Source organism: Micromonospora sp. RTBAU3-60, from assembly GCF_054963695.1.
The window spans coordinates 278,283-291,153 of the sequence record NZ_JBUEGB010000002.1; the positions used below are offsets into that span (position 1 = coordinate 278,283).

The window sequence follows — 12,871 nt, forward strand, 5'->3', positions numbered from 1 at the left end:
CGCACGAAGAAGGCCCCGGTCCAGGCGGACCGGGGCCTTCGCTTCGTTCGGGTCAGCTGGGCGAGCCGACCGACGCCGGCAGGATCTGCACGTCGTCCAGGTTCGCGTACATCACCCGGTGGCCGAACTGGATCTGCACGTACTGGTTCTCACCGCGGACCACGGTCCGGTCGCCCGGCGCGGAGCCGTCGAACGAGACCGCCCGGTAGTACTCGCCCGGCAGGGTGCCGCCGAGCGCGTACCGCTGGCCCGCCGGGAAGGTGTACTGCAGCGGCGAGATGCCCTGGTACGGGATGGTGGCCGGGTAGGCATCCTTCTCCGGGTAGGCCCGCCCGTACACCGGGATGGTGGTCTTGCCCGGCTTGGGGGTCACCACGAAGCCCTGCGCCCACTTCGCCGTCGGTGCCGAGGCCGGGTTGTAGAACCAGGCCTTCTGGCCGAGGTACCAGATCGCGGTCCAGTCGCCCTGGATGTCCGCGAGGGCGTACGTCTGACCGGCCGAGGCGCGGGCACCGTGATCCTTGATGTGCATGGTGTTCGGCGTACCGTTCGGGCGCAGCCCCTTGTCGTTGACCAGCGGCGCGTCCAGGCTCGGGCCGGTGCGCAGGATGACCGAGGACGAGCCGCGCAGCGGGCAGGGCTCGGCCGGCGGCACCGGCTTCGGCACCCCCGGCGGCTGCTGGTTGCAGGCGTAGAAGGCCGGCTTGTTCGACGCGAAGTCCGGGTCGATGGTGACCAGGCCGGTGTGCGGGGTGCCGGTCGACTGGAACGGCGCCTTCATCAGGTCGAAGTAGTGCGACCAGTCCCAGTAGGGGCCTGGGTCCCAGTGCATGCCGGCGACGGTCCCGGCGGTGGTGCCAGGGACGTTGTCGTGACCGAGGATGTGCTGCCGGTCCAGCGGGATCTGGAACCGCAGCGCCAGGTGGCGAACCAGCTTGGCCGAGGTCCGGTACATCGCCTCGGTGTACCAGGTGCCGTGGCCGGCGAAGCCCTCGTGCTCGATGCCGATGGACTTGGCGTTGACGTACCAGTTTCCGGCCTGCCAGCCGACGTCCTTGGCCTTGATGTGCTGGGCCACGTATCCGTCCACCGAGCGCAGCGTGTAGTGCCAGCCGAGGTAGGTCACATCCTGGACGAGCCGCACGCTGGGGCCGAAGTAGCCCTCGGTGTCGTGGATGATGATGTACTCGATCTTCTGCTGCGCCGGCCGGTTGCCGATGTCGTAGTTGCCGTAGTCCACGATGTTCGTCTCGGGGATCGTGTATTCGCCGTACGGCGCGGGGATCCACTCGCAGGCGAGGCGGACCGGGCACTCGATCCCGTCCGGCCGCTCGGCGCGGCGCAGCCCGAGCTTGTGCAGCCCGGACTCGTCCGGCGTCACCGCGGTGGCGGCGAGGGTCACCCGCTGGCCGTCGTCGGTGGTCCGGCTGGCGCCCTGGCTCAGCTGGTCGTACACCTCGTCGGCGAAGGCCGCCGCGGCGTCCTCGGTGTCCGCGCCGGAATACCGGGCCACCGCGCCGTACCAGGCCGCCGGGTCGCTGCCGGCGCCGACCGGCCCACCCAGTTCCTTCTGGTACGAGGCCAGCAGCGCCGCGCCGCCCCGGATGTTGGCGGCCGCGTCGGTGCGCAGCGTCTCCTTCGACTCGCCGGTGAGGTCGGCGGCAGCGTCCATGGTCTGCAGCGAAGCCTGGGGCAGGGCGTCCCCGGACGGCGCAGCCGCGGCGCTCAGGTCGACGGTGAGCGGGCGGGACTCGTCGCCGCGGGGGTCCTCGTTCTCGTCCACGTGTGCGCTGGACGGGGTCGAGGCGACCTGCTCGGCGTCGGTGAGGTGCATCGGGCCGTAGCCGCCGCTGGTGCTGGGCTGGCCGGTGTGGGTGTCCCAGCGGGACTCCAGGTAGGAGACGCCCAGCAGGACGCTCTGCGGCACGCCGTACTCCGCCGCCGCGGTGGCGTACTGCTGCTGGCGGTCTGCGCTGTCGGTGGTCCCGGCGGTGAGGGGTGCCGCCGCGGTGGGACCGCTGGTCGCGAGAGCGGTGGCCGCCGCGACGGCGGCGGCCAGCAGTATCCGTCTGCGCGGTGGCAGTGCTGAGAGGTGCATTGAACCTCCAGATAGGGATGGGGGTGACTGCGCCCCCACCCTCACTCCGCCGATGCCCTGTGGTCAATACCTTTCCGAATTGAGATGTTGTCCGTAGAAAACCTTCATGCCCCGCTTGTTCGCGAATCCGGTACGGAGTGTCACGGCCCAACGGGTTGCGGAACGATAACAACGGTCCCTAGTCTGGTCAGTCGTCGACCGGTAGGTTCACCGTCCAACCCGGGTGGTGACGGTCGGACACCGCCGAGTCGCCTCCGGGCGAGCCGGGGACCCAGGTACCTGGGGTGAATCCGCAGCCACTGCGGTAGGGCGCCTCCCTTCCCGCCCGAACCCGTCAGCTAACCCGGTAGGCGGTCAGGAAGAAGGAGTACGGAGCCCGGTGGCATACCATGCCCCGCGGCCACCGTCGGTCCGGTCGGTCGACCGGTCGGCGGCTGCGCCGCGTTCACGCTGGTCCCGCTTCACCACCGCCCTCGCCGCCCTGGTCGGCACCGCCGTCGTCCTGACCGGCGGCGCCACGGCGGCCCACGCCGAACCGTCGGTCGCGGAGATCGAGCGCCAGATCGACCAGGACTGGAACAAGCTCGAACCGATCATCGAACAGGTCAACTCCACCCGCGAGAAGCTCGCTGCCCGGCGCAAGCAGGCCGACGCGCTGGCCAAGCAGATCGCGCCGCTGGAGGCCCGGGTCGACGCCGCCCTCGGGCAGGTCGGCGGGCTGGCCGCCGACGCGTACAAGGGCAACAACCTCTCCACCGTCAACGCCCTGCTGGGCAGCCGGTCGCCGAGCGAGGTGGTCAACGGCCTCGAACTGCTCGACCGCTTCGCGCACCACCAGCGGCAGGAGGTGCAAGCCGTCGCCGAACTGCGCGACCAACTCGCCGCGAAGAAGAAGCCGCTGGACGAGATGGTCGCCCAGCTCACCCGTACCGAAGCCCAGCTCGCGGCGCAGAAGAAGCAGATCGACGCCGAGATCGCCCGGCTTCAGAAGCTCCGCCTCAAGGTCTACGGCAATGGTGGCGGCGGGCCGTTGCGCCCCGCGCCCTGCCCCGCCGGCTACCCGGGCGGCCCGGCCGGTGTCGCGGTGAAGTTCGCCTGCGCCCAGATCGGCAAGATCTATGTCTGGGGTGCCGCCGGCCCGGACCACTACGACTGCTCCGGACTCACCATGGCGGCCTGGGCCAAGGCCGGGGTCTCCCTGCCGCACAACGCCCGCGAGCAGCACGATGTCACCCGGCGGGTGAGCCGCAGCGAGCTACGCCCCGGTGACCTCGTCTTCTACTACAGCGACCTGCACCACGTCGCCATGTACGTCGGTGGCGGCTGGGTGGTGCACGCCTCCCAGTCCGGCAAGCCGATCACCATGAAACGCGTCGACGACGGCCAGATCAACAGTTACGGCCGCCCGGGCTGACCGGTCCGCAGGGGCTCCCGCGCCGCGGGGGCCCCTGCGGCGTGCTCAGCGGGTCGGCCAGACCCGCCAGTTCTGCCAGGACCGGCTCGGGGTCGGCCCGCGCTGCCCCTGGTAGCGCGAGCCGTAGACCGCCGAGCCGTACGGGTGCTCGGCCGGCGACGAGAGCCGGAAGATGCAGAGCTGGCCGATCTTCATGCCCGGCCAGAGCGTGATGGGCAGATTGGCCACGTTGGAGAGTTCCAGCGTGACGTGCCCGGAGAAGCCCGGGTCGATGAAGCCGGCGGTGGAGTGGGTGAGCAGCCCGAGCCGGCCCAGGCTCGACTTGCCCTCGAGCCGGCCGGCGAGCTGGTCGCCCAGCGAGATCACCTCGAGCGTCGAGGCGAGCACGAACTCGCCCGGGTGCAGCACGAACGGCTCCCCCTCCGGCACCTCCACCATCGAGGTCAGGTCGTCCTGCTGCACGGACGGGTCGATGTGCGTGTAGAGGTGGTTGTTGAAGACCCGGAAGAGCCGGTCCAGGCGTACGTCGATGCTGGAAGGCTGCACCAGCGTGGGCTCGAAGGGCTCCAGCGCGAGGGTGCCCGCCTTGATCTCGGAGACCAGGTCGCGGTCGGAGAGCAGCATCGGAACACCATAGCGACCGGAACGGGTGACCTGCGTGTCGGACTACATCTTCGTACACGTGTTCGATAGAATGTCCGCATGGCTTCCTGGTCCGAATTCGCCGCCGACGAGCCCCGACTCGCCGACGAGATCCGCCTTCTCCTGCAGCAGTACGGGCCGGGTTTCGGCTACCTCGCCACGGTCCGCGCCGACGGCGGCCCCCGGGTCCACCCGGTCTCCCCGGTCATCACCGACGAGGGGCTCTACTGCTTCGTCATCGACTCGCCCAAGCGCCGCGACCTCGAACGCGATGGCCGCTACGCGCTGCACTCCTTCCCGCCGGAGGAGAGCGACGACGAGGCGTACGTCGCCGGCCGGGCCCGCCCGGTGACCGACCCGGCGACCGTGGCCCGGCTGGCCGGGATCGGCCGGGCCGCGCCGCACGTCGACTGGCGGCTGTTCGAGTTCACCGTCGAGGTGGCGATGCTGACCCGGCGCGACCAGGCGGCCCACCTCGGCGGGGGCCGGCCGCAGGTGCGGGTCTGGCTCGACCCGCAGGCGACCGCTCCAGCGCGGCATACCTCGACCATGCCCGAGGGCCGGCGCGGCCGGCACGGCTTCGACACCCGCCGCCCGGCCGCCTGACCGCGTAGACGCCGGTGCCGGCCCCGTCCGAGGACGGGACCGGCACCGGTTCGCTGTGCTCGGCGGTTACGCCGCGCGGTAGGCGTTCCACGCGGTCAGCATCCGGCTCGCCTGACCAGAGGTGAACTGGTGCATGCAGGAGTCGTAGGTGTAATCCATGAAGTTGGTGATCGGGTCCAGGCCCGACGCCGTGCAGGTGTCCCGACCGGTCGGGCACTGGTACGCCGGCGAGGCCTCGGCCGGGGTGTCGTCGACGCTGTCGCCCGAGCCCGAGCAGCCGCCCTGGAAGGTGTGGTAGAGGTTCAGCCAGTGGCCGATCTCGTGGGTGCCGGTGTCGCCCTGGTTGTAGTTGGTGGCGGTGCCGCCCGGCAGCGACTCGCTCAGCACGACCACGCCGTCCATGCTGTCGAGCTTGCGCTTCGGGAAGGTCGCCCAGCCGAGCAGGCCGTCGCTCAGCTCACCCAGGTACATGTTCAGGGTGTTCTTGCCGCCCTCGCGCAGCGAGGTCTTCATCTGGCGCTCGGCGGTGGAGCCCGAGATGATGGGGTACCAGGCCGGGTTGGTGACCCGGTTGATCTTCTGGAGCTGGAAGCTGAAGGCGGTAGGGGCACCGCCGGTGCCACCGCTGTACGCCTGGTTGAGCACGCTGATCTGCTGCGTGATCATCGAGTCCGGGATGTTGCCACCGGCCCGGGTGCTGTCCCGCTGGATGACGTGCACCACAACCGGGATGGTCACGGTCGCCAGGGGCGTGGCTCCGGCGCCGGCGCGCGACCGGGCCCGCTCGGCCAGGGCGGCGGCGAGGTCCGCCTCGCGCTCACGGACCTGGGCAACGGTCAGCTCGTTCGGCTCGTGCTTGGCGTGCGCGCCGGCCTTCACCCGGGCGTCCGAGTGGACGTCGACCGGCTCGACACAGCCGCCCGCGGGGGCGGCGGAGAAGGCCGAAGCGGCCGGGACGACACCCACCGCGGCGGTGCTGAGCAGCAGCGCGAGGGTCGTCGACGCGACACCGGCGGCACGCCGGGTCAGCAGGTTGGGACGAGGTCCCATGGGCCCACCTCTTTCTGGCGGCGCGACCGGGGTGTGTCACGCCGTGGCTGAAACGTTGGGGAGACGCTACAACCGATTGACAGATTTGAGAATGGCTATGCATTGGCGACGTGAAGCTTTTTCCTGCTGGGGCTGGGGAGGGGTGTTGCAAGATCATTTCCAGCCGCTCTCGCGACACGTCGAGCCGCCGCGGGGGTACCTGGGTGCACGGGGGCGGTGGCCTCAGGTACAGTGGTGCGGCCTGCGGGTGTAGTTCAATGGCAGAACATCAGCTTCCCAAGCTGACAGTGCGGGTTCGATTCCCGTCACCCGCTCCACCGTGAGGCCCAGATCAGGACAGGTTTCCTGGCTGGGGCCTCAGTCGTTGCTACCGCCTCTTGCGCCGGCGGCGCCCGACGGTTGATCTGCGGCGCTCAGGTCGCGGACGTGCCGGAGACCGGGCTTGCCGCCGAGCTGCACCTCGTCGACCGGGACGAACCCGGTGCGCCGGAGCACCGCGAGCGACGCCGGGTTCTCCAGCGCGGCGGACGCGACCAGCTGGCGCAGCCCGTACCCGTCGCGGGCCAGCTCGCAGACCCGCCGGACGCCGTCCTGCGCCACGCCCCGCCCGGTCGCCCGTTCGGCCACCCGGTAGCCCAACTCGGCGCTGCCGTCGGCGACGTCCACTAGGTTGAACCGCCCCAGCACAGCGCCGTCGTCGTCGACCAGAACGTGGAAGTGGCACCGGCCGGTGGCCTGCTCCGCGAGCAGCGCCGCGTGCCGGGCGGCGAACTCCGCGAAGTAGTCGTCACCCCGGTCCGGCACGGTCCGCGCGAAGTACGCCCGGTTCTCCCGCTCGAAGCGGAGCAGCGCGGGGGCGTGGTGGGCGTCGAGTCGCTGGAGCTGAGGCATCGCGCCACGTTAGCAACGGTGGTTACTCCGGATACGAGCGCAGCTCGACAGTGTTGCCGTCCGGGTCGCGTACGTAGATCGAGGTGCCGCTGCCCCGGGCGCCGAAGCGGGGCACCGGCCCGGTCAGCACGGTGAACGCCCCGGAGTCGATGACCGCTTGCCAGTCCACGGGTGCCACCACCAGGCAGATGTGGTCGACGTTCGACCCGGTCGGCTCGCCGCGTACCAGGTCGATGATCGTCTCGGGACTGACGCGTACCGAGGGGAAGGGCACCTCGCCGTCCCGCCAGCGGTCGACGCGTACCGGTGCCAGGCCGAGCGTGCCGCAGTAGAAGTCGAGGGACCGGTCCACGTCCGCGACGGTGAGGACCAGGTGGTCGAAGCCCGTCACCCGCACCGCGCTCACTGCGCCTCCAGGGCGTACGCCTGCCGGAGCCAGCCGGCGAACAGGTCCGGGTCGATCTCGTCGACGGTCCGGAGCTTGACCGAGGCCATCCGTCGCGCGCCCGGGGCGAGCCGGCCGGAGGCGTCCGCCACGTCCTGCCCACGCCACAGCCCGAAGGTGAGGTACGACGAGTACGCCTTGACCAGGCAGACCGGCGTCCTGCCCGGTCGGTCGCCGAGGCCCCAGACCGGGTGGCCGTGCCACATGGCGCCGGTGGCCTCGGGCAGCACGGAGTCGATGAGGCTACGGAGTTTCTCGCCGGTCTCGCGCAGCGGGATGTCGAGGCCAGCCAGGTAGTCGGTGACGGCATCCATGGGGTTCCTTTCCTCGAAGGGGTCGCTGTCCACCCTGGTCTGGACGCCGCCGTCGACCAAGCCGCGATCGGGCTACGATCGTTGACCAGGATTCAACGATGGGGGTCGGCGTGCTGAAGCGGTACGAGATCGAGACGTTCCTGACGCTGGCCGAGGAGCTGCACTTCGGGCGTACCGCCGAGCGGCTGCGGGTGACCACGGGGCGGATGCTGGCCAGGCTCATCCCTTGACCTTGCCCCTGCGGGAAACCCGAGCGTGGTCCGTGCCGGTCACCGGGACCGGCACGAGGAGGATGCGTCCGTGGAGCTGCTGACCATCGGGGCGTTCGCCCGCGCGGCGCGCCTGACGCCGAAGGCGCTGCGGCTCTACGACGAGCTGGGGCTGCTGCCGCCCACCGCCGTCGACCCGCACTCGGGCTACCGCTACTACGCGCCGAGCCAGCTCGACCGGGCCCGGCTGATCGCCGCGCTGCGGCGGGCCGGGATGCCGCTGGCGGACATCCGGGCCGTCTGCGGCCTGCCGCCCGACTCGGCGGCCGAGGCCGTCGACGCCTGGTGGCGCCGGGTCAGCGCCGACACGGCGGCCCGCGGGCGCGTCGTCGCGCTCCTCGTCGACCAGCTCTCCGAGAGGGGCACCACCATGTCCGAACCCATCCTCCGGTACGCCGTCCGCTGCGAGCCGGGCGCGGTCCGGGACTCCAACGAGGACACCGCGTACGCCAGCCCGACGCTGCTCGCCGTGGCGGACGGCATGCGCGGCCCGGGCGGGGTCGCCGCCAGTGCCGCCGCCGTGGACGCGCTCCGGCCGCTGGAGCTCTCCGCGGCACCGGCCGCCGAGCTGCTCGCCACGCTGGCCGACGCGGTGGCCGCGGCCGACCGCACGGTACGCGCGTCCGCCACCGAAGGGCACCAGCCGGGCACCACCCTCACCGCGATCCTGCGGCGCGGGTCTCAGCTCGCCTTGGTGCACGTCGGGGACAGCCGGGCGTACCTGCTGCGCGGGGGCGAGCTGGTCCGGCTGACCCAGGACCACACGTACGTGCAGTCGCTGGTCGACCAGGGCCGGCTCAGCCCGGCCGAGGCGGCCGCGCACCCGCAGCGGGCCCTGCTGGTGCGGGCTCTCGGGGCGGGTGCCCAGGTGGAGGCCGACCTGGCGCTGCGTACTGCCCTCGCCGGTGACCGCTATCTGCTCTGCTCCGACGGGCTCTCCGCGGTGGTCGCCCCGGAGGCGCTGCACGCCGCGCTCGCCGGGGCGGACGATCCGGAGACCGCCGTCGGGCGCCTGGTCGACCTCGCGTACGCACAGGGCGCGCCGGACAACGTCGCCTGCGTGGTGGCCGACGTGGTGACGGAGTAGCCCGGACCGGTCGGCCGGCCCGAGCGGGCCGGCCGGCCCAGGCCTTAGGGTGGCGATCATGCGGATTGGCATCGTGATCCTGCCCGACCAGCGCTGGTCGGACTCTGAGCGGCGCTGGCGGCAGGCGGACGAGTGGGGCTTCGACCACGCCTGGACGTACGACCACCTGGGCTGGCGGGACCTGGTCGACGGTCCCTGGTTCGATTCGATGACGACGTTGACCGCCGCCGCGACGGTGACCTCCCGGATCCGTCTCGGCACGCTGGTCGCCTCGCCGAACTTCCGGCACCCGGCGGCGTTCGTCCGGCAGGTGACCACCGTGGACGACGTCTCCGGCGGCCGGCTGCTGCTCGGCCTCGGCGCGGGCGGCATCGGCTTCGACGCCACCGTGCTCGGCGGGGAGACCCTGCCGCCCCGGCAGCGGGTCGACCGGTTCGCCGAGTTCACCGAGCTGCTGGACCTGATCCTCCGGGAGGACGGCACCACCTGGCGGGGCGAGTGGTTCGCCGCCGTGGACGCGCGGAACAATCCCGGCTGCGTCCAGCAGCCCCGGGTGCCGTTCGTGGTCGCCGCGAACGGGCCCCGGTCGATGCGCCTGGTCGCAAGGTTCGGGCAGGGGTGGGTGACCACCGGGCTCGGCGGTGACGACCTGGAGAGCTGGTGGTCGTCGGTCGCCGACCTCGCCGGCCGGATGGACGAGGCCCTGGAGCGGGCGGGCCGCGACCTCGCCACGTTGGACCGCTATCTGTCGCTGGACTCGGCGCCGGTCTTCTCGCTCAGCAACGCGGACTTCTTCGCCGAGCAGGTTGCCCGGGCCGGGCACCTGGGCTTCACCGACGTGGTGACGCACTGGCCCCGGGCCAGCAGCTGGTACGCCGGCGACGAGGCGGTGCTGGTGGAGGCGGCCGGTCTGCTGCCCGAGCTGCGCCGGGTCTGACCCCGCCTCAGGTGCCCAGGTCTCCGGTGCTGATGCCGCCGTCCCCGGCGGAGACCAGCCGGAACCGGATGCAGACCACCTGAGTGTCGTCGTCGACCGCGAAGCCCTCCCGGGCCCAGAAGCGGCGGTGCCCCTCCCGCCACTCCTCGATGGACCGGTCCCCCTCCCCTTCGGAGCGGGCGAAGTCCCAGGACACGTCGGCGAAGCGGACCACCTCGACGTCGGTGACCTCGACGACACCCAGCAGCGCGTCGTGGTCGTCGACCAGGACCAGCCGTTCGCCGACGTGTTCCAGCTTCTCGTTCTCGTCGGCATACTCCCTGGTGAGGCCGGCGGTGGCGGTCTTCACGCCGGCGAGCACGAGTGTGTTGAGGTTGGTGCGCATCTCGCCGGGTGTGCCGAGGGCGAGCGTGCGAAGTCCACCGACGCGGGGCCACATCCTGCCGAGGCTAGTCGTCGGCCGACCGCCCGTCGCGGGGATTCCATCCGCCCCACGACCGCACGGTGCGAGCGCGCCGTGCCTGCTGGTCGGCGGCACCGCCGTCGAGGACTTCCTCAGATGAGCTGTCCGGCGTAGCCGGCCGCCGTCAGGACCCGGGCGTCGTCGGTCGCCGCGTGCGCGTCCAGCACCGCGTCGGCCAGCTTCACCACGTGTGCGTCACCGTGCCGGGCCGCCCGGGCGAACACCTCCGCCGGCGCCACTGGCGTGACCGCCGGTGGGGCGGCCGGCGCCGGTGGGGCGTACACCGAGGTGACGGCGGCCGTGGCCGACCACGCCGCGGCGACGCTCGGCGCCCACAGCGCCGGATCCAGGGCCGGCAGGGTACGCAGCACCGCGGTCGGCGCGGTCACCGCGTGCACCAGCATCACCGGGTTCGCGTGCCCGAACCGGAGGTAGTCCAGGCTCGCCCGGTGCACCAGTTCGGTGAGGGTCCGCTCGGCCTCCGCCGGGTCGCCCGGCGGGCGCAGCGCCATCACGGCCCCGGGCCAGCCCGCCAGGTCCGGCAGCCGGCCCAGCCGTTCCCGGATGCCGCCGGTCTGTTCGGGGATCCGGGGCAGCCCGGCCAGCGCGGCCGCCGCGTCGGACCGGCCGGTGAGCGGGCCGGCCCCGGGCACCGGCTGCCAGCGGGCGGCCCAGTAGCCGAGCGCCTGGCCCAGCTCGGCGAGCCGCTCCGGGTTCACTCCGTCGGTACGCAGCGCCCGGACCGCGTGCCCGACCCGGATCACGCCGTGGGTGGCGCCGGCCGCGATGCCCGGCAGCAGTCGGGGCCACCAGCTGCCGAGCACCTCCCGCCAGGGGCGTTCGCGCACCTCGCGGTCGAAGTGGGCGAGCCAGTCGCCGGCCCGCTTCGGGTCGCCGAGCGCGTCCCGCCAGTCGTCGATCGGCCGCAGTCCGCGGGGCCGCTCGTCCAGTTGCCGCAGGTAGTCGTCCAGCCAGCGGTGCACCCGCGCGCCGTGCCCGTGCCGGACCATCGCCTCGACGGCCATCGGCCCGTGGTTGGAGAGCCAGCCCTCGAATTCCGGGCCGGTGCGGTGCAGCCGTTGGTACGCCTCGTCCAGGATGCCGTCGTCCATGCGGCGATCCTCGATGTTAAACCGCCGTTGAGGTCAACCCCGGCGGCGCTCAGGGCAGCTGGTCCGCGGTGAGCAGCGTACGCAGCCGGAGCCGCTCGGCCACCGGCGGCGGGCAGGTCGCCACGACCGCGGCGGTGCCGACCGGCTCCGCCCCGCTGTCCCAGACCAGTCGGGCGAGCGCGTCGAGTTGGGCGCCGGTGGCCACCCAGTCGTCGACGAGCAGCACCCGGTCGCCGGGGCCGAGCCGGCGGGCGTCCACCCCGATGCGCAGTCGCCGGCCCCGGTAGTCCGGCGGCGTCTCGGCCCAGCGCATCGGGCCGACCCGCCGTCGCCCACTGTCCTGCTTGTACGCCGGCAGGAAGCCGGCGCCGGCCGCCACCGCCACCAGCGGGCCGAGCAGCAGCCCGGTGACCTCGGGGGCGACCACGACGGTGGGCCGGGCGTCCGAAAACAGCCCGGCCAGGGCCGGTCCGATGCCGGCCAGCACCACCGGATCCCGCCACCAGCCGGAGCTGTCGCTGACCAGATGACTGCTGTCCGGCCCGGGGTCGACCCAGCGGAACAGTTCGACCAGGCGTCGGCTCAGCACGGCTCCTATCCTCGGCCACCGACGCCAGGCGATGCGGCACCGGCCCCGGCCAGCGATCATTCCCCCGTTCGGATGAGGAATGTTCACACGAGCGGATACACGTATCGGGGTAAATATGGGCATAGCACCATGATCACGTTGACTTCGGAAGTGCTTCTCTCGTTACGGTCCGAGCCGGTTTGCTCCGCTGACGAAAGGACCGCGCGGTGGCTGGTAGGCACCTCCGTACCCGCAAGTTCTCCTCGCCCGCCGGCATCGCCGCCACTGCGGCCGTCGGCGTGGTGCTCGCCGTCGGCGGCACCGTCGGCGTGGTCCGACTCACCTCCGGGGAGCCCGCGGCCGAGCCCGCCGTCGCCGAGGCCCTGCCCAGCGCCGTCGTTCCCACCTCGGCCACCCCGTCGCCGACCGCGTCCGCCACGCCGAGCGCGTCCGGCACGCCGAGCCTCAGCCCGTCGGCCAAGGCCACCCCGAGCCCGAAGGCGACCCGTACCCAGGCGGCCTCCCGGAGCCTGACGCGGACCGCGAGCCCGAAGCCGACCGCGAAGAAGACCACTCCGGCGCCGAAGGTCGTGAGCAGCGGCTCCTGCGGAGCGTCCTTCTACGACGAGGGCCAGATGACCGCGAACGGGGAGACCTTCAACCCGAACGCAATGACCGCCGCGCACAAGACCCTGCCGTTCGACACGAAGGTCCGGGTGACCAACCCGGCCAACGGCAAGTCGGTGGTCGTCCGGATCAACGACCGCGGCCCGTACGTCGACGGTCGCTGCCTGGACCTGTCCCGCGCCGCCTTCGCGGCGATCGCCTCGACCGATCTCGGCGAGGTGACCGTCCGGTACGAGGTCCTCGGCTGATCGGGTGACGGGGGGCGATCGTGCCGCCGGAGCGATCCGGCCGGGCAGAATACCGTCGGACGACGGGTCAGGTTCATTCACCCGTTCACGTCCATCAGGC

General features: G+C 72.2%; 14 protein-coding genes, 1 tRNA gene, 1 pseudogene and 1 riboswitch. Of the genes and pseudogenes, 7 read left to right on the forward strand and 9 right to left on the reverse strand.

All coding sequences use genetic code 11. From position 1 onward, the window contains the following. Positions 1-52 precede the first annotated feature (52 nt). Entirely contained in the window at positions 53-2,098 is a 2,046-nt protein-coding gene (locus ACY34I_RS03435; RefSeq protein ID WP_462752341.1) for an N-acetylmuramoyl-L-alanine amidase, read from the reverse strand. Positions 2,099-2,329: 231 nt separating this feature from the next. Further along, positions 2,330-2,465: riboswitch (cyclic di-AMP (ydaO/yuaA leader) on the forward strand. A 12-nt stretch (positions 2,466-2,477) separates the two neighbouring features. On the opposite strand from ACY34I_RS03435, the gene ACY34I_RS03440 reads away from it, so the two are divergent. After that, positions 2,478-3,512, forward strand: a complete 1,035-nt coding sequence (locus ACY34I_RS03440) for a C40 family peptidase (RefSeq protein ID WP_462752343.1) — start codon at positions 2,478-2,480, stop codon at positions 3,510-3,512. A 45-nt stretch (positions 3,513-3,557) separates the two neighbouring features. Here ACY34I_RS03440 and dcd read toward each other — a convergent pair whose 3' ends face one another. Beyond that, the gene (gene dcd / locus ACY34I_RS03445) at positions 3,558-4,136 is read right to left on the reverse strand and encodes a dCTP deaminase (protein ID WP_148793839.1); all 579 of its coding nucleotides are present in this window, start codon (positions 4,134-4,136) and stop codon (positions 3,558-3,560) included. A gap of 78 nt (positions 4,137-4,214) precedes the next feature. On the opposite strand from dcd, the gene ACY34I_RS03450 reads away from it, so the two are divergent. Then, on the forward strand, positions 4,215-4,760 hold the full coding sequence (locus tag ACY34I_RS03450; protein WP_148793840.1) for a pyridoxamine 5'-phosphate oxidase family protein: 546 nt from the start codon (positions 4,215-4,217) through the stop codon (positions 4,758-4,760). 66 nt (positions 4,761-4,826) lie between these two features. Here the strand turns inward: ACY34I_RS03450 and ACY34I_RS03455 are convergent, their stop codons facing one another. Beyond that, a complete protein-coding gene (locus ACY34I_RS03455) occupies positions 4,827-5,810 on the reverse strand; it encodes a zinc metalloprotease (RefSeq protein ID WP_462752346.1) in 984 nt (327 codons plus the stop codon). Positions 5,811-6,053: 243 nt separating this feature from the next. On the opposite strand from ACY34I_RS03455, the gene ACY34I_RS03460 reads away from it, so the two are divergent. Next, positions 6,054-6,127, forward strand: a tRNA-Gly gene (locus ACY34I_RS03460). 40 nt (positions 6,128-6,167) lie between these two features. Here ACY34I_RS03460 and ACY34I_RS03465 read toward each other — a convergent pair. The 3 genes from ACY34I_RS03465 to ACY34I_RS03475 are packed head-to-tail and all read right to left on the reverse strand — an operon-like array spanning position 6,168 to position 7,460. Beyond that, on the reverse strand, positions 6,168-6,701 hold the full coding sequence (locus ACY34I_RS03465) for a GNAT family N-acetyltransferase (protein WP_462752348.1): 534 nt from the start codon (positions 6,699-6,701) through the stop codon (positions 6,168-6,170). Positions 6,702-6,723: 22 nt separating this feature from the next. Further along, positions 6,724-7,107, reverse strand: coding sequence for a VOC family protein (locus ACY34I_RS03470; RefSeq protein WP_462752350.1), 384 nt, complete (start codon positions 7,105-7,107; stop codon positions 6,724-6,726). Then, on the reverse strand, positions 7,104-7,460 hold the full coding sequence (locus ACY34I_RS03475) for a DUF1801 domain-containing protein (protein WP_462752352.1): 357 nt from the start codon (positions 7,458-7,460) through the stop codon (positions 7,104-7,106). Before ACY34I_RS03475 ends, ACY34I_RS03470 begins: the two co-directional genes overlap by 4 nt. Positions 7,461-7,570: 110 nt before the next feature. On the opposite strand from ACY34I_RS03475, the pseudogene ACY34I_RS03480 reads away from it, so the two are divergent. The 3 genes and pseudogenes from ACY34I_RS03480 to ACY34I_RS03490 all read left to right on the forward strand — a co-directional run. Then, positions 7,571-7,669 (forward strand): annotated as a pseudogene (locus ACY34I_RS03480) (LysR family transcriptional regulator); the annotation flags it as partial. 91 nt (positions 7,670-7,760) lie between these two features. Next, a complete protein-coding gene (locus ACY34I_RS03485; protein WP_462752354.1) occupies positions 7,761-8,816 on the forward strand; it encodes a MerR family transcriptional regulator in 1,056 nt (351 codons plus the stop codon). Between the two features lie 58 nt (positions 8,817-8,874). Beyond that, complete coding sequence (locus tag ACY34I_RS03490) at positions 8,875-9,753, forward strand: LLM class flavin-dependent oxidoreductase (RefSeq protein WP_462752356.1); 879 nt, start codon at positions 8,875-8,877, stop codon at positions 9,751-9,753. Between the two features lie 7 nt (positions 9,754-9,760). Here ACY34I_RS03490 and ACY34I_RS03495 read toward each other — a convergent pair whose 3' ends face one another. The 3 genes from ACY34I_RS03495 to ACY34I_RS03505 all read right to left on the reverse strand — a co-directional run bounded on the left by ACY34I_RS03495 (position 9,761) and on the right by ACY34I_RS03505 (position 11,917). Continuing rightward, positions 9,761-10,192 (reverse strand): ASCH domain-containing protein, encoded by a 432-nt coding sequence (locus tag ACY34I_RS03495; RefSeq protein ID WP_462752358.1) that lies wholly within the window; start codon positions 10,190-10,192, stop codon positions 9,761-9,763. 116 nt (positions 10,193-10,308) lie between these two features. Further along, positions 10,309-11,328: a questin oxidase family protein gene (locus ACY34I_RS03500; RefSeq protein WP_462752360.1), complete on the reverse strand. Its 1,020-nt coding sequence runs from the start codon at positions 11,326-11,328 to the stop codon at positions 10,309-10,311. 49 nt (positions 11,329-11,377) lie between these two features. Further along, positions 11,378-11,917 carry a phosphoribosyltransferase family protein gene (locus ACY34I_RS03505; protein WP_462752362.1) on the reverse strand — a complete coding sequence of 180 codons (540 nt, stop codon included), beginning with the start codon at positions 11,915-11,917 and terminating at the stop codon, positions 11,378-11,380. Positions 11,918-12,123: 206 nt separating this feature from the next. Between ACY34I_RS03505 and ACY34I_RS03510 the strand changes: the two genes are divergently transcribed. Next, positions 12,124-12,771, forward strand: coding sequence for a septal ring lytic transglycosylase RlpA family protein (locus ACY34I_RS03510; RefSeq protein WP_462752364.1), 648 nt, complete (start codon positions 12,124-12,126; stop codon positions 12,769-12,771). Positions 12,772-12,871 lie beyond the last annotated feature (100 nt).